The following is a 26999-nucleotide window of genomic DNA, read 5'->3' as shown; positions in this document are numbered from 1 at the left end:
ATCTTATCTTGATGGGTAAAAGGGCTTGTAATAGTTGGTTTTTAATTTTTCAACTGTGAGATGTCTTCCGTTCAGTGAAACAATTCTGTCGTTTAAAACCACAAATTCATCCATTGTCCGTCCCTCTATATTGTATACATAAAAACTAAAAGCGTAGGTGTTTTCTTTTAGATTATAAACGTCTATTATCGAAGCCTGTTTCCACATAATTTCAGGTTCGTATTTTCCAATAAGAGCCGCATTGACAAAAAGATAACTGCCGAAAGATGCAGTGAGTTTATTGACAAGTTTAGGCTGTCCGGCCAGAGTCTTAATGTTTTTTGATTTAATGCTGGCAATCGAAACCTGTGCATAGGATGTTGTGTCAATGGTATGCCCCGAAGTATGGCTGCCAAGCTTAGAATCAATTATCAGGAATTCATTTCGATAGGCATACGTGTAAATTATCTTATCCAGCTGGGAATTGTAAAGCAGTGATCCATCAGTGTCAAATATACCGTCAACCTGTTTCTGCAGCAGGCTTCCATTCAGCTTTAATGATGTACTGCTGTTAAAAGTGAAGAGGCCAAGCGTGTTGTTTTTTGTTTTGGAATCTATGGCTCGTATAACTGCTGTATTATTGTCAATCGGTTTTAGAATAGAAAAATATGCTTTCCACTTCATTTTAAGTTCTGCTTTCCAAGAGACAGTATCTCCAATAAAAATGCAGGGCACGTTCCCGTCGCTAAAATAAAAATAGGGAGGCTTTACAGCAAGACGCGGTACGGTATAAGAAAAATTATGCTTTGGCAGATCGACACGAATTCTCTTTTTTTCAGCAAGACTCGTATCAAGAATAGTAACAGACAGCGGTTCAGTCCGATTGCCTAAATAAATCTGTCCTTTATCATAACCGGCAATATAATATGCAGCATGCGGAAGCTGGATTGTTTTTTTGCCGGCAGTAGGGTGTTTGGGAAATCTGCGTACAAAATTATTGCGGTGGTGGATTATGTCCTCTGAAGCTATAAACAGCAAAGTGACAATGCCGATGCTGAGTAACATCGTCACAGTAAAGGCACTGGCCAGTGCAGCAGGTTTTGAAATAGGATGCACTTTTGGCATCATACCGGCCAGTATCAGAATACCTGCTGCGGCCAGGATCATGAAAAGCAAATTAAAAATGAAATGCTCCTGCCATCCCATTTTTTCTAAAATTCCCCCGCAGGAACATGGAACAAATGGACTGTAATTTAAAATAATGAAAATGTATGCCGTAAAAACGGTCATTAAGCTGAATGCAGCCCACAGCGCCAAGAAACGTGTGGAAGAAAACAGCAGTAATCCAGCAATCAGCAGTTCTATAATTGGCACAGCCCATGATACAATTCCTGCAAAAGCGCTTAATAAAGGCGACTGTCCTAACTGCACCTGAAAATTTTCAAAGTCCAGCAGTTTACTTATTGCCGCATACACAAATAAAAGGATATATAGAAAGGAAACTGCTTCTATAAAAATATACTTATGATGCGGGCTAAATTTCATGGCGATGTCATTAAAAATTTACAATGTAAAGTTCTGTAAATTAATTAATTAAACTGTTGTCGATTTTGGAATATAACTTGTCAATAATGGAGTAAATTCATATTACAGTCGACAATCTATAAAATCTTCCCTTTAATGATCCTCGTTTTATCAGTTTTAATAAGTCTAGAATGATATAAATTAATTACGAAAAACGATCCAAAAATTATCAAAAGCGATCAGTTTTTCACTTTTCTCAAATCAAAACTTAAATAAAAGGCTGGCAGATTGCAGACTAACTGCCGGAAAAAAAATTGTCTGTTTATAATATTAGAAGTCCATAAATTGCTTTATTGAATATCAGATATTGAGAATCTGAAAGTATGTTCGGATTTCATAACTATTTGAATATTAAAATTGCAAAAAAAGAAATCCGGAAGATGAAAACTATATTGATAACAGATAAACGCCGACTTCGGAGGTGTTATCCAGCCCCCGGCGGGGCAAGTTGTTTTGAGATGCAGAAAGTATTTCAAGCAGCTCAAAACACAACTTGCTATTTTCTCTCGAAAATATTATTGCAATAGTTTTAGTTGAAAGGGCTTCATGCCCTTTTTATTATTATGGCTGTAAGTAATTTATTTGAATTGTAAAAGCAATACAGATCTGCAATACTTGACGAGTACAAGTAAGATTTTAAATAAAGCGGACTGAGATATGGCTGTAATTAACCTATATGTGATTATCCGCCTATGAAGGCAGACAAGTCCTCAGGTATTCCTGCAGTCCTGCAGTCCTGCATTCAAGTATTCAAGTATTCAAGTGTGCAGGTATTCATGTAATCATGCAATCATGTATTCCAGTGTTTATGTATTCATGTATGCAGGGTTTTACTTCTGCCTGCAGGCAGTCATGCAGTCACGCCTGCAAGCCTGCACACAGGTAAGCAGATGCTCAGTCAGTCCGGCATTACTAATAAGAAAAAAGATATTTTTCCAAAAGAAACAGAAAAGGAAAAAAGAAAAAGAAAGCAATTTAAAAGGACGGGATGCAGACAGACCAAAAGGAAACGGAATAAGTCCCGAAGGGTGTTTTGTGAGGGACGAGCAAAACATTATGCCGTAGTCTTTTGGCCGGGCTGATCAAGCACGTCCTACCTTGTTTTTCTTTTTTACCGTTCCTTTGGTAAAAATATAAAGCTGCATGTAAAAAACTATCAGTTCTTTGTTTTGGGACATTTAAGGCCAAATGCTTCCAGAGATTTCCAAATCTAATCAGCGCTGCTGATAATAATATATATTGTTTTTTTAAGTAATTATAAGAGCCAATACTTATGGAAAACAAAAACACAGCCAATCCACGCAAAGGAGGCAGGCATCCTAAAGCAGATCCTGCCGTCCACCGCTATTCGATTAGCCTTACAGCTGAGGAAAATGCAAGGTTTCTGACTCTTTTTGAAGCATCAGGCATGAATGTAATGGCGCATTTCATTACAGCGTGTATTTTTCAAAAAGGAATCAAGACAGTTAAGATCGATAAAGCAGCAATGGATTATTACATACTTCTGACTGCCTTGTTCGGGCAGTTCCGCGCTGCTGGGGTTAATTACAACCAGGTTGTAAAGATTATGCACCGCAATTTTTCCGAAAAGAGAGCTCCCGCGTATCTCTACAAATTGGTAAATCAGACAATGGAATTTGCCGTTTTAGCTCAAAAGATAATTCAGCTTACGGCAGAATTTGAAGAAAAATATCTGAAAAAATGATAGCAAAAATAGCAAGAGGCATTAGTCTGTACGGAGCAATAGCTTATAATTACAACAAACTTGAAAAAGGGAACGCACAGGTTTTATTTACCCAAAAGATAATCCAATCTCCTGACGGCAGTTATACAGCAGGACAGCTTTCCCGTTCTTTTGAGCTGCACTTACTGGCTAATCGTAAAGCGGAGAAACCTGTGCTTCATATTTCCCTGAACCCTGATCCTAAAGACAACGTAAACGATACTGATTTTGAGAATATGGCACAAGTCTATATGAGGCAGATGGGCTATGGAGATCAGCCCTTTGTCGTATTCAAGCATACTGATACTGGCCGTGTCCATATACATATCGTATCAGTCTGCGTTGACGAGCTTGGCAGGAAGATATCCGATAAATTTGAAAAAAGGCGTTCGATGGAAGTCTGTAGGACACTGGAAAAACAGTACAGTCTTATATCGGCTGCAGATAAAAAACAAGAGCCACGCAGCCCAGGATTCAAGCGTGTGGATTTTAATGCAGGAGATGTAAAAAGTCAGATGGCTTCGGTGCTGCGCTATCTGCCTAAATATTACCAGTTCCAAACTTTTGGGGCATATAATGCATTGCTTTCTCTTTTTAATATTAGTGCCGAAGAAGTCAAAGGCGAATATATTGGAATTCCAAAACAGGGAATAGTATATTTTGCATTAAACAGGCAGGGAGAAAAAGCAGGCAGTCCCTTTAAGGCTTCGCTGTTTGGAAAAGATGCAGGATTAGCACAGCTGGAATCCCAATGCTACCAGAACAGAATAAAACTAAAAAATAGTCCTGCTAAGGAATCAGTTAAAGACAGGATTGAATCAGTAATGCGGACTGCATCAAACGAATCTGAATTTAGCCAAAAACTAATACAAGAAGGGATCAACATTGTTGTAAGGCGAAATGCTGCAGGACGTATTTACGGCATCACTTTTATTGATCATAAATCCCGCAGCGTATGGAACGGATCAGAGCTGGCTAAAAACCTCTCGGCCAATTCATTTAACGACTGGTGGAATAATAATAAGAAACCTGAAAATCCAGTACATAAAAGCAGTGTTTCCGAAAAAGATGTTATTATGAAACCAAAGACAGGCCAATCGCCTGAAATGTTTGACTTATTAAGAAATGAAAATATGTCCCATGCTTATGAACAAAATAGCTTTGACGTATTGGGCGGTTTATTGCCGCAGGCGCAGGCAGAGGATTACGAGGAGCAGGCATTTGAAAAAAGGATGAAAAGAAAGGTTAAACGCAGAGGATTGTAGGCATAAATTTAAGTTTCCTGCTCACCAGAGAATAAGCTGTATTAAAAAGAGGCTGATAAAATTTCCTATGATCTCTGTTCATTTTTTATTTCAATAGATAGTCTGTCTTCAGGTATTACCTGAGAACAAATTTGTATAAACATAATGCCATTGAATGACAAAGAAAGCAAACAACTACTATTGTTTAAATGGCTTCAAAATGCATTTATATATTTGTCTTACAAATAGGAAAGCTTAATAGGAATAAATATCTTGTGCATACAACGAATAGTAAAATATAAGGAGTCGGTGGATATTTTTATTTATATAATGATGACTAAATTTTAGAGGCAATGAAAAGTGGTAAGCTGATAAAGGACTTGAATGTTATATTAAAATTAGATGAAAGGCTTCGGTTAGTAGAAAATCTAATTAGTATAAGTGACCAGGAAAACAAAATGCAGTCCATTTCTTCAAATGAAAAATGCAAATCCTGTTATAACAAAATTGACTTTGCCCAGCTGTTCTATATTTTGATGGATGAAGGTTTGCTGTTTTTTGATGCTGCAGACGAAAAAAGTAATAGAACCAAGTTCCAGTTTTTTCTCGAAAATAATTTTATGTATGCAGGCTATGAGGGCGGGCAGTCGAGAATTAAGTCAATCAGCAGGCAGTTTTCCGAATGTAAGGGATACACATATAAAGAAAAGCAGATTGCATTTTTAGAAGGTTTTATCAGAAGAATGCAGGATAGGAAAAGAAGAATTGAGAGATGGTAAGATCTGGCATAAATAGTTTAGTGTAAAATTTAAATTTTTAGCGATGACAAAAAAAGAAAGAAAGCTCTCTTTTGTTATGAGAGTAGAACAATTAATGGAGTCTGTACTTTTAAGACTGGAAACAATTGATTTAAAAATAAGCCAGGGAAAAACATTAAGACCTGAATATTATCGTAATGAAGATTTAAAAAAGATGTTCGGTCTTTCCAATAACACGATTATCAAATACAGGCAGACCGGAATTCTGCCCTACACTAAGCTGGGAGATATTTTTTTGTACGACAGCAGTAAGATCGATAAAATACTAAGAAGTAATGAACTATAATAAAGCATCTAATTAGTTACCCAGATTTGAAATAAAGAGTTTAAAAATAGATTAGGTAACTTAAAAAAGTAACCATTTTTTCAATCAGGGTTCAGTACCATTTCAAATGAAAAATCCTTTAAACACTGATGTTTAAAGGATTTTTATTTTTAAAAGTCGCTTTTCGGACTTCATCTGGCGGAGGAAGAGGGATTCGAACCCCCGGACCTGTTACAGTCAACAGTTTTCAAGACTGCCGCATTCGACCGCTCTGCCATTCCTCCAGTAAGACGCAATCATTTTATCATTGCGGGTGCAAAGATAATATGTTTTTTTGATTGTAGAAATTTTTTTGAGCCTATTTACAAAGATTTTTTTGTTTTGGCAGTTATCAATAAATTATCTACTTTTTTTAATGGGTCAAGATATTGTTCCAATTTTTTCTTATGTGTAGAAAATAATAAATCGATTTAATGGAAAAATTATAACTACATCTGTTTTTTTTTAAATCTTAGCCTTAAATACTTTTATTTATATCGTATACCCCTAAAAAAATGAAGATATTGTAAAAAAAGCTATCTATTTAATTTGTAATTATTTTGTTATTAGTGATTTATGTTGGTATTAGTATAAATTGATGTATGAAAAAATTCAATTTCTATTTAGCATTGGATTGTATGGAAAATATTTTAATATAGCTATCAGTAGATTTAAAGAAAGGCTGTCCATCAAATAAATTTTTGCGTGTAAGTTTTTCCCTTTCCCATAAATCCGATTCAGTATGCAATTTTTTTATTATTTTCTCAGATAAGACTTGTCGGATATTGTAAATTTCCAAAGGATTATTTAAGTTTATTATTAAATAAAATTTGTCTTCATATGTAAACAGGAATAACCTCCCGTATTGAGATTCTAAGTCAATATCTGATACAAGTTTGTTCATCATATCAAGGTTATTACTTTCAAAAAATACTTGAGTAAAACTATCTTCTGAGTTTCTAGATCTAATTGATTTTTTTAATTCATCATTTACAATTTTAATCATTTTTAAACTCTGTTTAAATTCAAAAACGATAAATAAAGAATAATTGGTTATCGAGATTAGTTTGTAAAGTTGTATGAATTCTGTTATAATTTTTTCATTTGTATTGGTTTTAAGACCTTCAACAAAATTGAAAAAATTATTGGGCGATCCAAAAATATCAGTTGTAATTTTTTTTAAGGTGTAGCTAATTCCTGAAAAAAGACCAAAGTCAATCATGTGTATGCATAAAATTTCAATATTTTCAGCATTCCAGAAACTAATAAAGGTTTTTCTAACATCGTCAGCTATACCATCGGCGTCTTTAATAGCGTGGTAAACATCATAAATTGAGAAGTCATCAACAGTGTAGTCTGCCTTATTTTTTAATTCTAGGATATATTCCTTAAAACTATTTAAAATGATAGTAGAAAGGTCTTTATTTGATAAAGATCTGTAATTATTTAAATTATCATTCAGTAAGATTTGCTGATATAATATTAGTCTATTTTGAGTTGACAATACATTGTCAAAAAAGTTTGTGATTAACCATTTATCCAGATAGATTTTATTATGACCTTGTATATCAATGAGTTTTTGGATAAAAGTGTTAACAAGAATTAAAATTTCGTTAAATTGTAATTGGTAATTTTTTCTTTTCTCAAGTAAAATTCCGAGAATTAGGATTGTCCATTTGATATCTGAACTTTCATTAGAATTGAAATAGTCGAAGCGACTTAAAAGCTCCTTTATTTTTTTTTCTTGATATAATTTTTCAATTAATTCATATGGCAGTAAATGTCTGGACTGCATTAGATCATTTTCAATTGAACGGGAATTTTTAAATAACATCTGATATTCTTCCTGTAGTAGATCTGTAGATAGGTATTTTTGTTGCATTAACTTTCTAAAATTATTCTCAAACTTAATGGAATGCTTGTTTTCCATTTTATTTTCATCTCCAAAAAGTGAGACTAAACTTTTTAAAAGTAAATCTATATCAATATTGTTTCCATTTATTAAATCATTAACGGAATCATTAGCTTTCAGTTTTTCAAATATTAAATACCGATCTAAATTTGAAAAATTATTTAATCCGTAATTTTTGTTTTTCAGGATGTTAAGTTTTTGTTTTGGCCTTTTGCCATTTTCATCCTCTTTTTCTGCCAATCTATAAAACTTTCCTGTTTGATCTATTTCTAAAAAGGAATTGCGGTTGTCATTTAAAACCTTAACAAATTTTGGGAATTTTAACTTGAAATATGTAAAATTTAAAAAATCTTTTAAATCCAATTCTTTTTCAAAAAAAGGGTATTCGAATATGATTTGATTTGCTACTCTTTTTACATCTCTAAAATTTTTAACATATAAGTTAAAGAGATTAAAATTATTTTTCATTGCATTGTTTAACCGCAACTCAAAATCACTATTGAATTTTTCTTTAAATTTTAATAGTAATTTTACAAAATATTCTTGTAGTTTTATAGATTCTAGCTCTGGTAAATAAATTTCTAATTGAAAAAACTTATCAATAAATTTTGAATCCAGAATTTCATGGTTAATTTTTAATCTGTTAATCACGTAATCTTTGTCCATTGCAACGACAAAAATCGTATTGTTAAAGTCAGCAGTATTCCTAATTAATTTCAATACTTCTAAAATCTCGTTTTCATTTAACCTATCGAGGTCGTCAATGAAAACTATTATTTTTTTACCCACCTCCTTTAATCTGATGTTGATTTGATCATACAAGTGTTTTGAGGGAGTATCTGCAGATTTAGATGAAATATTTTCAAAAAGTTCAATTAATTTATTCTCTTTATATATATTAGTTAGACGCTTCGAATATTCTAAGATTTGATTAGCTAATTTACCGTTAAATTTGGACAACTCTTTACTAAGCGATGTAAAGAACTCACTTATGATATCTTCTTCTTTATGATTTAAGTAAGGCATAAAATTTATAACGATCAAATCTTTATTGTTCGAAAATTTGAGATAAGCCAATATTCTTTCAAAAAACGAAATTTTTGGTTCTATTTCGGACTTTACCATCTTTATAATACTTGACTTGCCATTTCCCCATGGGCCTACTAAACCAATAGTAAATGATTTGTCACTTGTCTGACCTATCAAAACTTCTTTCAGTTTTTTGACAATTTCAGAATAATCAAGTTCATCCTCTGCCGTATCGCTAATTGGACTATCATCGAATAAGTTGTTTAAAGGTTTTGGTTTCACCGAAGAAAAGGAAATGAAAATAAATCTTAAGAAAAATGAGGTGAGGAACACAATAATTGGCGCAAGAAGAAAATAAATATATTTAAAAGAGACTGTAGATATTTGTGTAGAAGTAAATTCCCAATTTAATTTTGAACTGTTGAACAGGTAATAAAAGCAATTAAAAACAAACAAAAGTCCTAAAACCAGCTCATTGTATGATGGCACATATCGATCATTGTTTATTTTATAAAAGAAAAAAATTGAAAAATAGATTGATATAAATAGTAAAACAAAATCTAGCCATGGATTAGAAAAATTTTTATCGATTAGTAAGTTTAGCTCGATAAAGTTTTCAATTTTTGACTGATAAGCAAAATAAAAGAATATAACTGCAATTAGAATTAATACTCTCTTGCGTGAAAATGAACTATATATAATTTCAATAAAGTTCTCAGTTTTTTTTCTCATCTATGTGTTTTAAATTAATCGAAATATAATTTTTTAGCTCTGTTTTGCTCACTAAGCAAATTAAAAACAATCTATATTTTAAAACCAGAAAATAGAAATATAAATAAAAAGCAAAGGGATTTGCGAAAGAGAAGTAGAAATTAGATCTAAAATTTTCTTGAGTCTTAAAAAGCCATTCAGAAATAGCTCCCTGATTTTCTAATTGAATAACTGTTTCTAGTTTTATTTTAATTTATTGTAGTTCCGAAATTAGATAAATTAATTAAAGAAAAAGCTGCATTTATCATTAAATTTAAATATATACATTAACTTCCGATGTAAAAAGATCAGAGAAGAATTTAAAAGTTAAAGAAGTATTCCATTTATTTTGTTCCCTTAACTAGATAAAACGAGAATTGAGAGATGTATAAATAATGGATGTTTTAAGGTAACTATTTACTTATAAGGGGTTTGGTTGCTGTTTAAGGTTGCGTTGAGTAACATGTTATTACGGAGCTTCAGACTCCGCAACATAAAGATAACTTCGTGAATTCCTCAAAAAAATGGAGTATGAAATCGGTAACGGTTTTAGTGAAGAGACTGTATAAGTTTTGAATCTAAGCTACTTGCAACTTTATTTTTATGGATTTCCTGTTTTTATAAACACCAAGTACCACGATTTTGCCACAAAATTTATAACAGTAATTTATAAAATTTTTTTAATTATAAAAATTCTGTTTTATTCTTGCTGGCAGTTTTCAAATATCTAATTTGTACTGCGTGTATTGAGGGGCAATTACGGATAACCGTAATTTTTTATGCATTTATTTTAATAAATTTACTTTTCATCAAATTTAACATTGCTAAATATTTATTTTTAACTAGATAAAATTTTAAGAAATGAATATTTCTAAAGAAGAAAAAAATCAAAACCAGTCTCTTTTTGTAAGGGATATCGTGCAAAAAACACCATCCAATAAAAAAGAATCATTATCAAACTCCGATAAAATTCCTAAAAAAATTATACAATTTTGGGATAATCATGAGCAATTGCCATCGGATGTGAAAGACTGTATTCAAAGTTGGTCTCAACTTGATGTTTTGGGTTATGAAAGATTACTTTTTAATAATAAAAATGCGGGAGAATTCATTCTTGAAAAATTAGGCGATAGATATAAGAATGCTTATGATAAGTGTTATCACCCCGCCATGCAATCAGATTATTTTCGTCTTTGTTATATCTTTATTGAAGGTGGGTGTTATGTAGACGCTGATGATGTATATAGTGGAGTAGATATTGATCCTCTTTTTGATGATGATAGATTAAAAATACAACCACTATGCTACGATACTACGACCTATTCTATGGTCTCTCAATCCATTTTCACAATGGTTGGAGAATATTCGAACAGTTGGATTTTCTATTTCAATAATAATCCTCTTATTGCTAAAAGTAGAAATCCCATAATTGAGCAAGCGCTTTCTCTAGCTACTTCTTTATTAGAAGAAGATACAAGCCAAGGTTTACCTGAAATCCAATCCACAACAGGTCCCGGTAATCTAACGAAATCAGTAACAGCGTTCTTAAAAGAAAAAGATGCGATAGTAGATGAATTAATTTTAGTATTAAAAGACTGGGATAATACCGCCGAAAGTAAGTGGCCTTTGAGTTATCGGAATGATGCTAGAAATTGGCGTTTATCAAATTCTGTAAACTTTAACGGATAAATTTGATAAACTAATCATGAGGAAGAAAACTAATTTGTCATTACCCTTAAAATATTTGTTTAGCACTGGACTAAAAATCAGGAGAGTACTCCCAAGTAAAAGGAGCAAAGTATTTGGTAATAAAAGCTCTCACTCTCTAATTAATCATATTTATGTAATTAATTTGAAACGCCAACCTAAACGGTGGAAAGAGATTGAAGCGGAGTTACAGCAAATATCAGATATTTCAGGAAGTAAACTCAATTATTTAACAGAACGGTATAATGCTATTGATGCTAAGGAATTTTTAAATGATCCTATTGCAAGCGATGATTTAGATCCAATATATACACTTGGTGATCAGCTTTATGTGGAGCCTCAACCCCTTATTTTACCTACGGAATGGGATCTTAATTTCAAGATCCGAATGAGTAGACCTGAAATAGCCGTAGCATATTCACATATAGAATTGTGGAAACGTATAGCTTCTGGGAACAATGAGTATACTATGATTTTAGAAGATGATATCTGGTTTAAACCAGCTTTTAATAGGGAGCTTAATAAAGTCTGGAAAGAAATAAAGGAAAATGATCAAAGTAAATTCGATATACTTTATTTATCCTTTGAAGAAGTGAAAAATGGGGCGCCCAAAACATTTATATCAAGCAAAATATTTTGCCCTGTCCGAGGTTTGTGGAACCTATCAGGTTATGTTGTCTCCAAGCAGGGGGCAGAAAAACTGCTCAAACTTCTTCCTTGTAAAGGTCCAATAGACTTATGGATAAATCATAAATTTAAATCTTTGAATGTACTTGCTTCGTATAGATCTATAATTAGTCAAAGACCTGATTTGTCATCTACAAATTCCTACTCTATATTACCAGCACTAACGAAAATTGGTGCAATTACAAGTGAAGGAGCTGCATTATTTAATAATAGACCATTAGAGGTGCCTGTCTTTGCATTTGGTTCGAATGATTCTGGGCTAACATCTCTTGCTATAGCATTATCAATGCTTGGTTATCGTTGTTTAAGTGATTTAGAAACAATCCCAAATTCAGAACTGAACAGTATTTTGACGGGAAAGAATAAACTGCTTTTTAATGCTTACGTTAATATCAATATTTTAAAAGGTAAGCTATTCGATTTAATTAAATTTTATCCCAATGCTAAATTTATTTTTACATTAAATGAAAATGAATGTTTGGATGAAGTTTATTTAGAATTAATTAAAATTCTTGATAAAAATAAATTTGTCATTCTTAATTCGAAAGCGCCAAATAAATGGCAGATTATATGCCAACTTCTGAGGACAGTTCCTCCAGATTGCAGGTTTCCAGAATTAATAGATAAAGGAAATAGAAAACTTAAATCCCAAAATAACATAAGTGAAATTCAAAAATTGGATAAGTTAAAACATGATTTTTCTCCATGGGTTATGGAAATTGATCGACAATGGAATGGTATTGATATAATCTGTGACGAGAATAGCTTAAGTAATCGCTATGTAATGATAAAAGAAGATTTCAAGACATTTAATAGTCAGTTTTGGACAGCTAGGAATGATACATTTACTGATAATCTCGCATTGTTTAGAGAGGAAAATTTAGTTTTTGATTTAAAACATGGTCTCGCGTTAACATTAAAAAAACATAATCTTGGTGTTAGAAAATACAGTGCAGGAGCTATGACAAGTAAACATCAATACTTGTACGGTAGGTTTGAAGTTGTATTGAAGGCATCGAATGTACCCGGTGTCATAACAGGCTTCTTCCTACATAGAGACTCTCCGCGTCAAGAAATTGATATTGAAATTGCTGGTAAAAACACTAGTCGTTTGCTAACGAATGTTTTTTACAACCCAGGTGATGAAGGAGCTAAATTTGATTATGGATATCGAGGCACACCAACTTATATTGATCTAGGATTTGATGCATCAGAGTCCTTTCATAAATATGCTATCGAATGGGATGAATCTGAAATACGATGGTTCGTTGATGATCATTTAGTGCATAGACGTAACCAATGGAATCCAACACCAATTCCACACCTTCCAATGGCAATTCACTTAAATATTTGGCCGTGTCGGTCAAAAGAGTTCGCAGGAATATTAATAAATAAATTGCTTCCTACAACCACTTTTTTAAAAAAAATTAGTATTAATGCACAAAAGTTATAGTAATGAAAATACTCTCTTATAATCCAGGACACGATGGTTCTGTTGTTTATCTAAACGATGGAAAGTTAGTGTTTTCCATAGAAGCAGAAAAAAATTCCAATTATAGATACTCTCCTATTTCAACGCCTGATATACTACGAGCAATGGGAGAACTAGATGAGATTCCTGACGTAATAAGTGTAGGCGGATGGTGGCCTCGTGATCATCATGAGTATTTATATGGTTCAAATGTACATGCACCTTATCGTGGAGAAACTTTAAAAGACATTATTGTTGAGCAGAGTAAATTATTAGGAAAAGAAATTCATTATTTTTCTTCCTCCCATGAACGATCACATTTACTTTGTGCAATTGGTATGTCTGAATTACCAAAAGGAACACCTTGTTATGCATTGATATGGGAAGGGGAAATAGGAGCATTTTACGAAATAGATTCAGAATTGAATATATTTCATATTTCTGATGTTCTTACGCAAGTTGGAAATCGATATGGTCTTTTTTACGGTTTAGCAGATCCAACATTTCCCATAGATGGAGAGTACCCTCGTAATCAGGATGCTGGAAAATTGATGGCGCTAGCCTCATTTTCAAACCGAAATAATCCAACAAATGAAGAAAAAAAAATATTAGAATTTTTATTAGATGGGCCTTATCGAAAACTCAGTGATTATGAAAATATTTTTGCATCTGCACATTATCATGTGGGTGTAGATAATTCAGAATTTTGCAATTTCGCGGGTATTTTTAGCGATAGAATTTTTAATATTTTTTATCAATTTGCTAAAGACAATTTGAAGAAAAAATTACCACTTGTAATTGCTGGAGGTTGTGGCTTAAATTGTGATTGGAATAGTAAATGGAAGGAGACTGGCCTTTTTACCGAGATTTTTGTGCCCCCGGTAGCTAATGATTCAGGTTCTGCTATTGGAACTGCTATAGACGCACAGTTTTATTTTACTGGCAATCCAAAAATTGATTGGGATGTGTATTCTGGAAAATATTTTGATGCTAACTGTAATATAAATTTAGACGAGTATGATATACTTGAAGCAACCAATGAGAAAGTAGCTGAATTTTTAGCTGATGATTTAATTTTAGCATGGATTAATGGCAAATATGAAATAGGTCCGAGAGCCTTAGGCAATCGTTCAATTATTGCAGCGCCATTTAAAGAGTCTACTAAAACAAGATTAAATATAATTAAGCAACGTGAGCAATTTAGACCGATTGCTCCTGTATGTTTAGAAGAAGATGCCTCTAGATGGTTTGGATGCGAAAAACCAAGTCCTTATATGCTTTACACTTATGTTGCTAATACTGACGCATTAGCAGCAGTTACTCATGTTAATAAAACAGCGAGGATACAAACAGTTTCATCTTCATCAAATAAAAATCTTTATAATTTACTTAAAGCATTTAAAAATCGAACAGGCTATGGTGTATTATGCAATACATCTTTGAATTTTAATGGTAAAGGATTTATTAATAAACTTGACGATCTTTCACTATACACAATTCAACATAAATTAGATGGCTTTGTAGTGAACGAAAAAATCTATATTTTAAAGTCTTCAACATATTATCAAAACCACTTAAAAAAAAACTAAAGTAGAATGAATGAGGTATTTTCGTCAAAAATGTGTGGCCAGCTGATTTCTCTCAACAGTGTTGAGAGATTTGGATAATTTTATATTGCGGATAGAATTGTTTCATCCGCAAAATATTTTTATTTAAAAATCTTTTTAGCTTCCATAGAGAATCCTCTCTTTCTAGATTCTAATCTTTGACTGATGTAATTCCTATTGCACCAGCCGTGGCAAGTTCATTTGTTTTCATCCTGATAGTAATATAGAACTCTTTTTTTTTATTTATTATCAATTGATTATATGAGTTTGAATTGTGCCCGCACTGTGGGTACAATTGGAAATGTTCTGTAAATTTTTGGTACCTATTTATTGACAGTATGAAAATTAAGTTCCATACTGAGGCTCTAATTCTTCGGACAGATAGTTAATTATGATCTATAATCTCCTCTTTTTTCTCCTGCTTTTCCTTAAGAGTCAATATTTCATTATTTGGTATTGTATTGTACTTTCGTTATTCATTGCAATGTTTAACTCCTTTAAAGAACTGGATAATGATGAAAAGTATGCGAGAATAAAAGCAGAATAGCCTTATTTTATAATTTGCAGATTTTTAATAGTTGGGGTATTATTAATCCGACGGTTTTTCGTAAATTTATTAAATAAATTTGGTTACTTTTGTGGCAGTATATGGCACAGGCAGACTACATCAAAGAAATAGCAAAGTATGGTCTTGAGAATGATCAGGAACGTTTATTGTCTGTTTTAAACGAGTTGATTGAGCATTCTAAGAAAACTAAAAAGTTAAATTTTGCCATACAGCTTCAGTCAATTTTAAAAGATGCGATCAGATTTCAAAAATCTACAGGATTAACAAAAGTTGGTTCTGAAACATATTTAAATAGGATTGAAGACAAAGAAATCTCTGATTTAATATTGGAGAAAATTACTTCTGATTATACTTTAGAAAATATTATTGCAAATGAAAAGGTGCATAATGAGTTAAAGTTTTTTATTGAAGAGCATCATAAAATTGAAGTTCTTCAGCAATTTGGGCTGCCGGTTTCTAATAAACTACTTCTACATGGGCCATCAGGATGTGGAAAGACATTAGCCTCTTATGTTATTGCCGGGGAATTAGAAAAAATGATGGTTGTTATTGATCTAGGGGCAATTGTGTCTTCTAAATTAGGAGAAACAAGCAAAAACTTATCTAAAATATTCAAAAAAGCGGCACTGGAAGATTGTATTATATTTCTGGACGAATTTGACAGTCTTGGAAAAATACGAGATTACAGTCAAGATCATGGAGAAATGAAAAGAGTTGTCAATACTATACTACAGCTTTTTGATTATCTTCCGCAAAGCAGTATTGTAATAGCAGCAACAAATCAGAAGGATATGCTCGATGATGCACTGCTGAGAAGGTTTGATAATATCATAGAATTTCAATTTCCCAATCAAGCAGAAATTAGCAAACTTATAGAGTTAGTTCTGCAAAATGGAAGTTTTAAATTTGATAATAAGGCAGCTGCAAATAGGATTCTAAAAGAATGTTTAGGCCTGTCTTATTACAGCATTCAAAAGACCCTTATCACTGCTATCAAAAGGTCTTTATTTGCTGCTAAAGAAACACAAAACTTGCTCTTTGCTAAAATAGACACATCTATCTGGCAAAATCTTGTTATTGCTGAAAAGCAGTCGTTAAATATTTAGAGAGTCTGTTTCTAAATCATTATCAATATCAATATTTTGAATAGATTCCAGTTCATTTACCAATTGTAATCCATCATATAATTTTCCAGTCTTCTTCTTGAGATTTTCTTCTATAGAAAGCACAATTGAAAATGAAAATTCTTTGGGATAATTTTCGGGTAGCCCTCCAACAATCTGGTCAGAAACTCTTGCGTGTAATGCTAGTTTGAAGGTGCTTTTTTCGCTAACCAAGTCATCTACATTGACATTCAGTGTTATTTTCTGAGTATTTGAATAAGGGATAGGTTTTGAGATGTATCTTCCGTTTTCAGACCATGTTAGAGTTGATTTTAGCTTCGACAATACTTCCTCATCAGATTTCATAATTTCCTCTGCCGTATGATTTTTAAATATGCTGAAAGCCATATGAATCGGATTATAAGAAAGCTGATTATTTTTGATGGGCAGAAATTTAAAGCACAGAGTTGCATTAATTTTTAAAATTCCATTTTTTTTACCTAGATCATCGTATATAAGGTAGTCTGGGAAATTGACAGGATAAATTTTTATTTTTCCACTCTTTATTGTGTCCTCTAATATAAGTGTAGCCGAATTTTCATTTGAGTACAATGTTTTAAAATCATCAACAAGTCCATGTCCAATTACTCTGTTCTTTAATTTAGAAACATCTGATTTAAATGGTATCAAGCTTGTAGACGCGCTGTTTATTATAAGTGCTTTGACGCTTTCGTTGGTGAGTAACGGATAGTTTTTTGTGATTTTTGCGGCAAGATTAGCAACAAGTGGAGTTGCGAAACTTGTTCCGACTTCTTGAATGATCCCGATTTCTGGACGGGCTGATAAAAGTGTAAGAGCAGGTTCATCCATCCAGTCTAAAGTGTTTTCGTCGTAATAGCCTATATCGCCGGCATACTCAATGCCATCAGGCTTGAAGTAGTTTTTATTTACTTTAACAGGACTAAATATTGCAGATAGGTCGACATGTCCTTTTCTGGTGTAGAGAGCAGGAAATTCTTTACTGCTGGAAATGCCTAAAAAAGGTCCGTTTATTAGATTGCCTGCTGCAGCTCCTACGGTGAAATTGTTTAAACTATCTGCGGGGGTGGATAAATTAGTATGGTTGTTTTGAAAATAGGAAAGCTCATAACTTGTATTTTCATTTAGACAGTTCAAATTATTTCCCGTACAAATAAAGATAAGGCTGTTTGTTTCGTATGAGAATTTGTCTAATAGATAAGTATAGTTTGAAAACGGTTCATTTTGCTCTTTAAAGATGCCGTAGCATGTGGTTAATGTAAATAGGCGAATTTCTGGGTATTTCTTTTTTACGTCGTAAAGCATTTTTAATAGATCAACTTCTGATATATAGCCAGTTCCATTTTCGCTTATTTTAATTGACAGCAATTTGGCGTCGGCAGTTACTTTTCCCTGAAAATTGTTTCTATGATTCTCTTTGCCCAATGAGGCTAAAGCAGCCACTGCCGTACCATGACCTAAATAATTGAATCCAGTTCTTCGTCCAGCCTGGTCAATTAAAGGATTGCCTGCAAGGGTAAAACTTGCATCATCAATTATTAAAGGCGCTAAAGCTGTTTGAGAGCTAATTCCAGTGTCAATTATTCCAATAATTGGCAATTCCTCATCAGAGTTTGAAACGGTAAAAGCGAACTGGCGTTCAACTGTGTTAAATTCACCAGGTCGGATCGTAGTGAAGAGTGAGCATGTTGCGCTCTCAATTATATCGTAATTTTGTATGATCAATTGAATTTGATGTGAATCTGGATTTATCAATTCTATTCTATCATTTTCAGAATCATGCTTATGTTCAATATTTGATTCATTTAAATAGCTTATTAAAGCTTTTGCAATTTGCTGCTTAATAGCATCATCTAGCGGTAGGTTAATAAGTTCAAGATATACAATAGATCCAGTATCTTCCAGTTTGAACTTTAGAATATCTTCAGTTCGAAGGAGTTTGAAATCTGATATATATTTGACATATTCGGAAAACTTTAGATTATGGTTTTTCTCAAGTTCGTAACTGATGAAATTGTTTACACTATTAATGAATCTCTCAAACTTTGCGCGGTCAACAATAGCAAATAACCCTTTTTTTGCAAAGTCGTAGAAGTTGGTGGCTTCTAGTCCAAAATTATTGTAATAGTCCTTATAATATTTGTTTATGACAAACTGATCTTGAAAAGTGATCTGTACATAGTCTATGTCGAAGGGTATGGCTAAAGATTTATCTCTTAATTTGTATTTGCTATTTAAATCGCTTTCAAGGCGTATCAGATTATTTCTAAATGAGTTGGCTAGTCTGGTGTAATTTTTAGGTTCTTTATCTTCTTCATCATTGCTGGGATCAAAGCCATAATTATATTTGAAGTCTTTGATTTCGGACAGCTGTTTTTTACTTAGAAATTTTAAGTGAGATTTGTTAGTCATTGTTTGGTCTGGTTAGCTAGTTTAAATGTAAATATAAGAAAAGTATGTATAAGATTGTTGTCTAGGTTATTGGCATTTTTAAGGATGGTTGGAGATATTTTTAATGTTCAGGCAGATTAGCATGCAGGATTAAGAGGCCTCAAATTCAGAGGCCTCATTTGAAAGCATTTTACCTAAACTTAGATTTCAATTTTTCCATATCTTCCATTATATTCACGTCCAAAACTTTTGCATAATGCTGGGTTTGTTTAGTATTGGTATGTCCCATCATGGCTGAAACATTCTCAAGTCTCACGCCATTTCCTAAAGTGACAGTGGTTGCAAATGTGTGTCTGGCAACATACCATGTAAGATGTTTGTCTATGCTGCAGGCATCAGCTATTTCCTTAAGATAAGCATTCATTTTTTGATTGGATATTTTCGGGATAAGACCTTTCTGCTGATTTTTATATTTAAAAATAATTTTCTCAACGGTTGGTAATACAGGCACATTTGCTCTAATGGCGGTTTTGGCTCTGCTGGTCATAATCCATAAGTTTCCATTTGAATCTTCAGATAAGTTTCTTTCGCTCAGATCCATTGCATCGACGGGCGCATATCCTGTATAGCAGCTGAAAAGAAATATATCCTTGACCTTTTCCAGACGGGGCGTTGAAAATACTTTATTCTCGATTGTATTCAGTTCCAGCTGGGTTAGGAAGACAGCATCTTTTACGCTTAGTCTTCCGTCATAAACGTTGAATGGGTTTTTTATGATTAAGTCCATTTTAATAGCGTAATTGCAGGCGGTTTTATACATTTTTATATATTTTACCACCGAATTGTTTTTGATGCCTGTCTGGTCTTTAAAACTGCTCTCGTATTTAAGGAACTGCTCCAATTTAAAAACAAAAGAGCTTGATATTTCAGATGCTGGCATATCTTCCTTTTTGTAGTTACTGGTGATGAAATCTAAAAGTAAATCTTTAGCTCTTTTGTACTTCTGCAATGAAGCCGATGCACGCTCTCCAGTATTTACTCTTTTGGTGAAGAATTCATTGTATGTATCCATAATCTGAATTATGGAGGGTCCCTCAGGCTGGTCGATTTTAACTTTTCCTGTGAGTTCAGCTTTTAATAATTGAAGGTTAACCTCAGGATCAATTCTGAAGAGCTCAGTAAATTTTTTAGCTGCATTAAGCTGGAAAAGGTCAAGCAGGTTTTTTATTACTATTTCCTTTTCAATCTTAAGCTGGTTTCTGAGGTTATTTGTGCTTGTCCATCTTTCTTTTGAAATGGCTTGTCCGGTGGACATTGAAATTTGTTTGTCATTGAAACTCAAACGGGCATAGATTGGAGATTCGCCGTTCTTGTTTACTCTGTCGGATTTCTGGTAAAAAATTACTTTTAACATGTTATCTAGTTTTAAAATTAATAATCAAATTGAATTAAAAATTTTAAGAGAGCCCATTGACAGCAGGGAATTCCCAGGGAATTCTTTCTTTTTAGTTACCCATTTTTGAGAAAAAAGATTCAAAAAAAGACAGGGTAACTAATAGGGTAACCATTCTTTGATAAAACATGTGCTTTTTGAAAAGTATGCAAAAACGAAAAAGCCTTTAAACACTAGTGTTTAAAGGCTTTTGATTTTTAAAGTTTCTTCTGAAGCTTCATCTGGCGGAGAAAGAGGGATTCGAACCCCCGGACCTGTTACAGTCAACAGTTTTCAAGACTGCCGCATTCGACCGCTCTGCCATTTCTCCAGTATGTCGCTATCAGTGCCTGATTGCGGGTGCAAATATAAGACGGTTTTTCGGTTATAAAAACTTTTTTTGGACTTTTTTTGAAACTTTTTTTAAATAATTTTCAAGTGTCTAATTATCAGTATTTCCGAAAACGAACTTTTTCGAAAAATTATTCTAAGTCGTCTAAAATTGGCGTCGGTTTTTTGTTTTCGTCAACTGCAACAAAAGAAAAAGTTCCCGAAACTACCGTTTCGCGAAGCTCCGAATACATTTGTTCCATAAAAATATCGACATGAATTTTGCAGCTTGTTCTTCCAACACTATCGACTTTTGCGACTAATTCGATTAAAGTTCCAGCGGGAATTGCCTTTTTAAAATCGATTTGACCTGTAGAAATCGTAACTACTTTTTTACGACTGAAACGTGTAGCGCAAATAAACGCCACTTCATCCATAAGATGTAGTGCAGTTCCTCCAAATAAAGTGTCGTAATGATTTGTTGTACTCGGAAAAACGGCTTTAAAAATACGAGTTTCAGATTTCTGAATTCTTTCTTCTACTGTTCCCATATTAATAATTAACGTATTCTGTAATTTCAAGTCCGTAACCAATCATACCAACGCGTTTTGTTTGCTCAGTATTAGAAACCAATCTTATCTTAGAAATATCAATATCATGAAGAATTTGAGCTCCAATTCCGTAATCTTTGCTGTCAATAATTACTTTCGGAGCTTTTAAAGTTCCGTTAGATTGTAATGTTTTAAGCTCCGAAATTCTATTTAAAAGATTTACAGCTGTCATATCCTGATTGATGAAAATAACAGCGCCTTTTCCGTTCTCGTTAATTACTTTAAACATATCGTCCAATTGCTGTTCCGCATTGTTGGTTAATGTTCCAAGTAAATCATTATTTACTTGAGAAGAATGTATTCTGGTTAGAATTGGTTCGCCAGAATTCCAAGTTCCCTTTGTTAGAGCAATATGAATTTGTTTGTTAGTCGTTTGCTCGTAAGCTCTTAATCTGAAAGTTCCAAAACGAGTTTCAATATCAAAATCTTCTTTTTTAACAATTAAACTATCGTGTTGCATCCTATAGGCAACTAAGTCTTCAATGGAAACTAATTTTAAGTCAAATTTTTTGGCAACTTTAATCAATTCAGGCAAACGAGACATTGTTCCGTCTTCATTTAGAATTTCGCAGATTACACCGGCAGGTTTAAATCCTGCTAAACGTGCAAAATCGATAGCGGCTTCAGTGTGTCCAGTTCTTCTTAAAACACCGCCTTGTTTAGCAATTAAAGGGAAAATATGACCAGGACGAGCTAAATCGTGTGGTTTTGTATTTGGATCAACTAGTGCTTCAACAGTTTTAGAACGATCGGAAGCCGAAATTCCAGTTGTAACACCATTTCCTTTCAAATCAATAGAAACAGTAAAAGCAGTTTCCATATGATCTGTGTTGTTAGTAACCATCGCACGCAAATCAAGTTCTTTGCAACGGCTTTCTGTAAGTGGTGTGCAAATTAATCCACGACCATGAGTAGCCATAAAATTGATCATTTCTGGTGTTACTTTTTCAGCAGCTGCCAAAAAATCACCCTCATTTTCACGATCTTCATCATCGACTACAATGATTACTTTACCTTGACGAATATCTTCTATAGCTTCTTCAATGGTATTTAGTTGTATTTTTGTTGTTGACATAATTATTGTTGCTTTTGAGCCGGAAAAAACCGCTCGGAAATTTTCTGAAATAGTAGTGAAATCGGGGTTGTAATTGCATCAAAATTAATTAACCCGTTGTCGTTTGTTGCACGATACGTTAAGAGAACCGCTAATGGAGATAAAATAATGGACGACATCCATGAACCCAAAAATGGAGACATACCGCCTTCTTGTGATAATCTTTTTCCAAAAGTATTAATGAAGTGGAAAGTAATAAAGATTAAAACAGCAAATACAATCGGAAGTCCAAGTCCACCTTTTCTAATAATCGCACCAAGTGGCGCTCCAATAAAAAACATTAAAAAGCACGCAAAAGCAATTACAAACTTTTCATATAATGCGCTTAAGTGCTTATTGATTTCTCTTTGTTTGTCCTTTAAATCCTTTTGAGTAGTTTCTATTGAATAAATATTACTTGTGATATTGCTTCCAGCCATTTTAAATATATCTACTTGATCTTTGTTCGAATACAATGATGTTAGATTGTTTGGAAGTTGTTTTTTCTTTACCTGTTTATTTATGTTTTGTGGACCTCTTCTAATTCCGACTCGCTGATTGATGTTTTCAGAAAAAGAAACAATTTCGTTATCTAAGTTTTTGTTTAATGAATCTAAAGTGTAGCGTAATTCATTAACATTCAGCATTGCATTTGTACCTGCAATGCTTTCTTTGCTATCGTCAACTTTGTTTAATTCAGCTAAATCAATATTAATAATTTGCTTCTTGAATTTTCCCTTTATAAAAGGCAATTTTGCACGATCTTCATATTTTTTTGGAGTAACATCTTGATAATAGTAACCGTCATTCAAAACTAATTGAAGAATGCTTGATTTTTCGCTACTAATAAGTTCTCCAGTTTTAGATTTTATAACGGTCTTGTTTTCACCCATAGTGCTGGGTTTTTCGTGAATGGTAACACCTGTAAGATGATTTCCGTTTTCACCAGATTTCTTGTTTACCTTAATGTTATAAGTTCCGACATCATTAAACTGACCTTCGGCAATTGCCATTGCTGGCTTAGCCTGTGCAATATTTTTTCTAAAGTTTACAAATTTATATTCTGCATATGGAATTACGTTATTTGCAAACCAAAAAGCGACAATACTCAAAACGAAAATAAAAATAATCAATACACGCATAGCTCTTTGCAACGAAATACCAGAAGATTTCATGGCAGCGAATTCGTAATTTTCGGCCAAATTTCCAAAAGTCATAATCGAAGCCAGCAAAACTGATAAAGGTAAAACCAGCGGAATAATTCTAGGCATGGAGAAAAGCAAGAATTTAACCACTAGAATTAAATCCAAATCTTTACCTGCAAGTTCTGAAATAAACAGCCATACTGTTTGAAGTATGAATATGAAAAATAGGATTACAAATACCGTAGCAAATGTAAATAAGAATGTTTTTAATAAGTATTTGTCTAGAATTTTCAACCTTCTGATTAATCTAATTTATTAATGTAGTATTTCGGGTATTTACTCGCTACAAAGGTAAATTGATTTTTTGATAATGGCTGATTGGTTTTAAAAGAATTAACGGTTAAAGTTGTTTTTGTTCCGTTTTTCCCTGTTTCAATCAAATTATAAATGTGTTTTGTTTGACTGTCAATACCTAAAAGAATTTCTTTTCTTTGATCTTTTCCGCTTGTAGGAACTAATTTGATGTATTGAATTTTTCTTCCTTTTACATTTTGAACAATGTCCATATTGTATTTATAGCCAGAATTAAAGAAAGTAAGCATTTTTGAAGGAGTAATTGCATTGTCATCCTTTTCGTTTACTTTAGAAATTGTAACTTCTTCGTCTTCAGGAACAATTGTATATGTTTTTTGACCATCAAAAATTTTAGTAACCCCCATGAAATTCAATACATATTGATTTCCTTTCATAGTTACATTCCCTTTACTGTCTTGATTAATGTTTTCTTTAGCATTATTCAAAGAATATTTAAAATCAATTACAATATTATCGTAGCTTTTTATTTTAGAAGTTACTTCGTTCAATAGATCTTTTGCTTTCTTATCTTGAGCCTGAATAGAAGTGAAGCTCAAAAGCAAAATAACTGCCATTTGAAAACACTTTTTAGTCATGTTTGTGATAGAATTTTTGTTGATTTCTTGAATTTTTGTTCTCATGATTGGATTAATTTTGTTCATTATTAAAAAATTGATCAAGAGCACTTAAGTCTAAAATATTAACGCTTCTAGCTTTACTGCCTTCGAACGGACCAACAATACCTGCTGCCTCAAGTTGATCGATTAATCGACCTGCTCTGTTGTATCCTAATTTTAATTTTCGTTGCAATAAAGAAGCAGAACCTTGTTGTGCATTAACAATTATCTCTGCCGCTTCTCTAAATAAAGTATCTCTTTCAGAAATATCTATATCAAGATTAATGCCAGTTTCTTCTCCAACAAACTCCGGAAGCAAATAAGCCGTGGCATACGCTTTTTGTGCACCAATAAAATCGGTAATTTTTTCAACTTCTGGTGTATCAATGAAAGCGCACTGAACACGAATGACATCATTCCCGTTTGTGTATAGTAAATCTCCACGTCCAATCAGCTGATCGGCACCTTGCGTATCCAAAATCGTTCTCGAGTCGATTTTTGAAGTTACCCTAAAAGCAATTCTAGCAGGGAAATTGGCTTTAATTAAACCTGTAATTACGTTTACAGAAGGTCTCTGTGTTGCAATAATCAGGTGAATACCGATTGCACGAGCTAACTGAGCAAGACGCGCAATAGGTACTTCTACTTCTTTTCCTGCAGTCATAATCAAGTCGGCGAACTCATCGACAACCAAAACAATGTAAGGTAAAAATCGGTGGCCAGCTTCAGGATTTAATTTTCTTGCTTTAAATTTATCGTTGTATTCTTTAATATTACGAACCATCGCATCTTTTAATAAAGAATAACGATTATCCATTTCTGTACAAAGTGAATTTAAAGTATTGACAACTTTTGCATTATCTGTAATAATTGCGTCTTCTGTATCTGGAAGTTTGGCTAAATAGTGTCTTTCAATTTTATTAAAAAGTGTAAGCTCTACTTTTTTCGGATCGACCAAAACAAATTTTACTTCTGCTGGATGTTTTTTGTATAAAAGCGAAGTTAAAACCGCATTTAATCCAACAGACTTTCCTTGTCCCGTTGCTCCAGCCATCAATAAGTGAGGCATTTTAGCAAGATCGACTACAAAAGTTTCGTTAGAAATAGTTTTTCCTAAAGCAATTGGAAGTTCCATTTCAGCTTCTTGAAACTTAGCGGCTCCAATAACGCTTTTCATCGAAACCATAGTTGGGTTTTTGTTCGGAACCTCAATACCGATAGTACCTTTTCCTGGAATTGGCGCAATAATACGAATTCCTAATGCTGATAATGATAATGCGATATCATCTTCTAAACTCTTAATTTTAGAAATTCTGATTCCTGCTTCTGGAACAATTTCGTACAAAGTAACCGATGGTCCAACGGTTGCTTTAATTTGTGCAATTTCAATTTTGTAGTTACGAAGTGTATCTACAATCTTGTTTTTATTTTCTTCTAATTCCTCTTGATTAATAGTAATTCCACCAGTCGAATATTCTTTTAATAAATCGATGGTTGGGAATTTGTAGTTTGATAAATCTAAAGTTGGATCAAATAATCCGAAATCGGCAACTAGGCGAGAAGCTAAATTTTCTTCAATTATATCTTCTTCTTCCGCTTTTTCAATTACAAAAGCTTCGTCAGGAGAAACTAATGGTAGTTCTTGTTTTGGAGTGATTGGCTTTAAAACTGGATTTAACTCAATTTCAGATGAATGAGAAATAGTTGGTTTTAATGCTTCTTTGTTAATTTCAAATTGAGAATCAACAGTTTTTAAGTGAATATCATCCAAATCAGGATCGCTTTCTACTATTTCTTCTTTAATTGCAAATTCTTCCAAATTATAAGCGCTTTCAGGCTGATTTGCTGTTGGTTTTAAAGTATTTAATTCTGATTTGAAATCTTTTTTAGTAGAATCAAAATAGGTCTGGATTTTTTCTGGAGATAATTTGATTTTGAAAATAAGATACACAATTAAACCGAAAAGCAATGTTAATAAAGTACCTGTTTTTCCGATATAATCTTGTAGGAATAAGTTCAATTCATAACCAATTGTTCCCCCTAATTCTGGTGCAGAAGTTGCAAAGAAACCAAACAAAATAGAAACTATAATGATGGCGAAAATATCCCAAAACCAAGTGTTTTTAAGTTTTTGAGTAGAAAGTTCTAATGCCAAAAACATTCCGGTCAGGAAAAATAGACGAACGAATAAAAAAGAAGCAAGTCCAAAACCTCTGTAGATTACTAAATCGGATAAATAAGCTCCGAATTTTCCAAGCCAGTTTTCGACAACTTCACTACGATCTCCAAGTTGATTTACAATACTTTGGTCATTTTGCCATTGTCCGTTAACGTAAAATGAAATAAATGCAACCAACAATGCAACAGAAAAAAGAACTAGAAGACATCCTAAAACAAATTTTTGCTGTTTAGACATCTTAAAAGATCTTTTGTTTACTTCTTGCTTATCGTTTTTTTTATCTACAGTTTCTTTTTTATTTTTTGCCATTCTTGCGTTTTCC

General features: G+C 32.9%; 17 protein-coding genes and 2 tRNA genes. 8 read left to right on the top strand and 11 right to left on the bottom strand.

All coding sequences use genetic code 11. From position 1 onward, the window contains the following. Positions 1–3: 3 nt before the first annotated feature. Entirely contained in the window at positions 4–1524 is a 1521-nt protein-coding gene (locus P0R33_RS06160; protein WP_276174684.1) for a MauE/DoxX family redox-associated membrane protein, read from the bottom strand. Positions 1525–2836: 1312 nt separating this feature from the next. On the opposite strand from P0R33_RS06160, the gene mobA reads away from it, so the two are divergent. From mobA to P0R33_RS06140, 4 genes are all read left to right on the top strand, one after another. Further along, the gene (mobA, locus tag P0R33_RS06155) at positions 2837–3268 is read left to right on the top strand and encodes a conjugal transfer protein MobA (protein WP_276174683.1); all 432 of its coding nucleotides are present in this window, start codon (positions 2837–2839) and stop codon (positions 3266–3268) included. Next, complete coding sequence (mobB, locus tag P0R33_RS06150) at positions 3265–4551, top strand: conjugal transfer protein MobB (RefSeq protein WP_276174682.1); 1287 nt, start codon at positions 3265–3267, stop codon at positions 4549–4551. Before mobA ends, mobB begins: the two co-directional genes overlap by 4 nt. A 332-nt stretch (positions 4552–4883) precedes the next feature. Continuing rightward, the gene (locus tag P0R33_RS06145) at positions 4884–5309 is read left to right on the top strand and encodes a hypothetical protein (protein WP_276174681.1); all 426 of its coding nucleotides are present in this window, start codon (positions 4884–4886) and stop codon (positions 5307–5309) included. Positions 5310–5352: 43 nt separating this feature from the next. Then, on the top strand, positions 5353–5634 hold the full coding sequence (locus tag P0R33_RS06140) for a helix-turn-helix domain-containing protein (protein ID WP_276174680.1): 282 nt from the start codon (positions 5353–5355) through the stop codon (positions 5632–5634). Between the two features lie 175 nt (positions 5635–5809). Here P0R33_RS06140 and P0R33_RS06135 read toward each other — a convergent pair. Together P0R33_RS06135 and P0R33_RS06130 are read right to left on the bottom strand one after the other, a co-directional pair. Continuing rightward, positions 5810–5897: transfer RNA gene (locus P0R33_RS06135), tRNA-Ser, on the bottom strand. Between the two features lie 374 nt (positions 5898–6271). Then, the gene (locus P0R33_RS06130) at positions 6272–9325 is read right to left on the bottom strand and encodes a P-loop NTPase fold protein (protein ID WP_276174679.1); all 3054 of its coding nucleotides are present in this window, start codon (positions 9323–9325) and stop codon (positions 6272–6274) included. An 879-nt stretch (positions 9326–10204) separates the two neighbouring features. On the opposite strand from P0R33_RS06130, the gene P0R33_RS06125 reads away from it, so the two are divergent. The 4 genes from P0R33_RS06125 (at position 10205) to P0R33_RS06110 (ending at position 16489) form a co-directional block, all read left to right on the top strand. After that, positions 10205–11032, top strand: coding sequence for a glycosyltransferase (locus tag P0R33_RS06125; RefSeq protein WP_276174678.1), 828 nt, complete (start codon positions 10205–10207; stop codon positions 11030–11032). Between the two features lie 16 nt (positions 11033–11048). Continuing rightward, a complete protein-coding gene (locus P0R33_RS06120) occupies positions 11049–13190 on the top strand; it encodes a family 16 glycosylhydrolase (RefSeq protein ID WP_276174677.1) in 2142 nt (713 codons plus the stop codon). 2 nt (positions 13191–13192) lie between these two features. After that, positions 13193–14797 (top strand): carbamoyltransferase C-terminal domain-containing protein, encoded by a 1605-nt coding sequence (locus P0R33_RS06115; RefSeq protein ID WP_276174676.1) that lies wholly within the window; start codon positions 13193–13195, stop codon positions 14795–14797. A 666-nt stretch (positions 14798–15463) separates the two neighbouring features. After that, positions 15464–16489 carry an ATP-binding protein gene (locus P0R33_RS06110; RefSeq protein ID WP_276174675.1) on the top strand — a complete coding sequence of 342 codons (1026 nt, stop codon included), beginning with the start codon at positions 15464–15466 and terminating at the stop codon, positions 16487–16489. Here P0R33_RS06110 and P0R33_RS06105 read toward each other — a convergent pair. The 8 genes from P0R33_RS06105 to P0R33_RS06070 form a co-directional block, all read right to left on the bottom strand. Next, on the bottom strand, positions 16478–18937 hold the full coding sequence (locus tag P0R33_RS06105; RefSeq protein WP_276174674.1) for a S8 family peptidase: 2460 nt from the start codon (positions 18935–18937) through the stop codon (positions 16478–16480). The genes P0R33_RS06110 and P0R33_RS06105 overlap by 12 nt on opposite strands. Before the next feature lie 169 nt (positions 18938–19106). Continuing rightward, positions 19107–20330 (bottom strand): site-specific integrase, encoded by a 1224-nt coding sequence (locus P0R33_RS06100; RefSeq protein WP_276174673.1) that lies wholly within the window; start codon positions 20328–20330, stop codon positions 19107–19109. Between the two features lie 261 nt (positions 20331–20591). Next, positions 20592–20679 (bottom strand) — tRNA-Ser (locus P0R33_RS06095). Positions 20680–20830: 151 nt separating this feature from the next. Next, on the bottom strand, positions 20831–21229 hold the full coding sequence (locus P0R33_RS06090) for an acyl-CoA thioesterase (protein ID WP_184167062.1): 399 nt from the start codon (positions 21227–21229) through the stop codon (positions 20831–20833). A gap of 1 nt (position 21230) precedes the next feature. After that, positions 21231–22364, bottom strand: a complete 1134-nt coding sequence (ribB, locus tag P0R33_RS06085; protein ID WP_276174672.1) for a 3,4-dihydroxy-2-butanone-4-phosphate synthase — start codon at positions 22362–22364, stop codon at positions 21231–21233. A 2-nt stretch (positions 22365–22366) separates the two neighbouring features. Further along, positions 22367–23821: an LptF/LptG family permease gene (locus P0R33_RS06080; RefSeq protein WP_276174671.1), complete on the bottom strand. Its 1455-nt coding sequence runs from the start codon at positions 23819–23821 to the stop codon at positions 22367–22369. Between the two features lie 8 nt (positions 23822–23829). Further along, entirely contained in the window at positions 23830–24522 is a 693-nt protein-coding gene (locus tag P0R33_RS06075; protein ID WP_276174670.1) for an outer membrane lipoprotein carrier protein LolA, read from the bottom strand. Between the two features lie 7 nt (positions 24523–24529). Further along, positions 24530–26986 carry a DNA translocase FtsK gene (locus P0R33_RS06070; RefSeq protein WP_276174669.1) on the bottom strand — a complete coding sequence of 819 codons (2457 nt, stop codon included), beginning with the start codon at positions 26984–26986 and terminating at the stop codon, positions 24530–24532. Positions 26987–26999: the final 13 nt, after the last annotated feature.

Origin of the sequence: Flavobacterium sp. YJ01 (assembly GCF_029320955.1) — a bacterium.
GTDB lineage: Bacteria > Bacteroidota > Bacteroidia > Flavobacteriales > Flavobacteriaceae > Flavobacterium.
Note: the sequence above shows the minus strand (reverse complement) of the source record. Positions and strands in the feature narration are given on the sequence as shown.

Excerpts from the sequence above, each read along its gene's own strand:
- P0R33_RS06070 (WP_276174669.1), bottom strand. The coding sequence starts at position 26,986 with ATGGCAAAAAATAAAAAAGAAACTGTAGATAAAAAAAACGATAAGCAA.
- ribB (WP_276174672.1), bottom strand. The coding sequence starts at position 22,364 with ATGTCAACAACAAAAATACAACTAAATACCATTGAAGAAGCTATAGAA.
- P0R33_RS06100 (WP_276174673.1), bottom strand. The coding sequence starts at position 20,330 with ATGTTAAAAGTAATTTTTTACCAGAAATCCGACAGAGTAAACAAGAAC.
- P0R33_RS06145 (WP_276174681.1), top strand. The coding sequence starts at position 4,884 with ATGAAAAGTGGTAAGCTGATAAAGGACTTGAATGTTATATTAAAATTA.
- P0R33_RS06130 (WP_276174679.1), bottom strand. The coding sequence starts at position 9,325 with ATGAGAAAAAAAACTGAGAACTTTATTGAAATTATATATAGTTCATTT.
- P0R33_RS06105 (WP_276174674.1), bottom strand. The coding sequence starts at position 18,937 with ATGACTAACAAATCTCACTTAAAATTTCTAAGTAAAAAACAGCTGTCC.
- P0R33_RS06160 (WP_276174684.1), bottom strand. The coding sequence starts at position 1,524 with ATGAAATTTAGCCCGCATCATAAGTATATTTTTATAGAAGCAGTTTCC.
- P0R33_RS06125 (WP_276174678.1), top strand. The coding sequence starts at position 10,205 with ATGAATATTTCTAAAGAAGAAAAAAATCAAAACCAGTCTCTTTTTGTA.
- P0R33_RS06110 (WP_276174675.1), top strand. The coding sequence starts at position 15,464 with ATGGCACAGGCAGACTACATCAAAGAAATAGCAAAGTATGGTCTTGAG.
- P0R33_RS06075 (WP_276174670.1), bottom strand. The coding sequence starts at position 24,522 with ATGAGAACAAAAATTCAAGAAATCAACAAAAATTCTATCACAAACATG.
- mobB (WP_276174682.1), top strand. The coding sequence starts at position 3,265 with ATGATAGCAAAAATAGCAAGAGGCATTAGTCTGTACGGAGCAATAGCT.
- P0R33_RS06120 (WP_276174677.1), top strand. The coding sequence starts at position 11,049 with ATGAGGAAGAAAACTAATTTGTCATTACCCTTAAAATATTTGTTTAGC.
- mobA (WP_276174683.1), top strand. The coding sequence starts at position 2,837 with ATGGAAAACAAAAACACAGCCAATCCACGCAAAGGAGGCAGGCATCCT.
- P0R33_RS06140 (WP_276174680.1), top strand. The coding sequence starts at position 5,353 with ATGACAAAAAAAGAAAGAAAGCTCTCTTTTGTTATGAGAGTAGAACAA.
- P0R33_RS06115 (WP_276174676.1), top strand. The coding sequence starts at position 13,193 with ATGAAAATACTCTCTTATAATCCAGGACACGATGGTTCTGTTGTTTAT.
- P0R33_RS06090 (WP_184167062.1), bottom strand. The coding sequence starts at position 21,229 with ATGGGAACAGTAGAAGAAAGAATTCAGAAATCTGAAACTCGTATTTTT.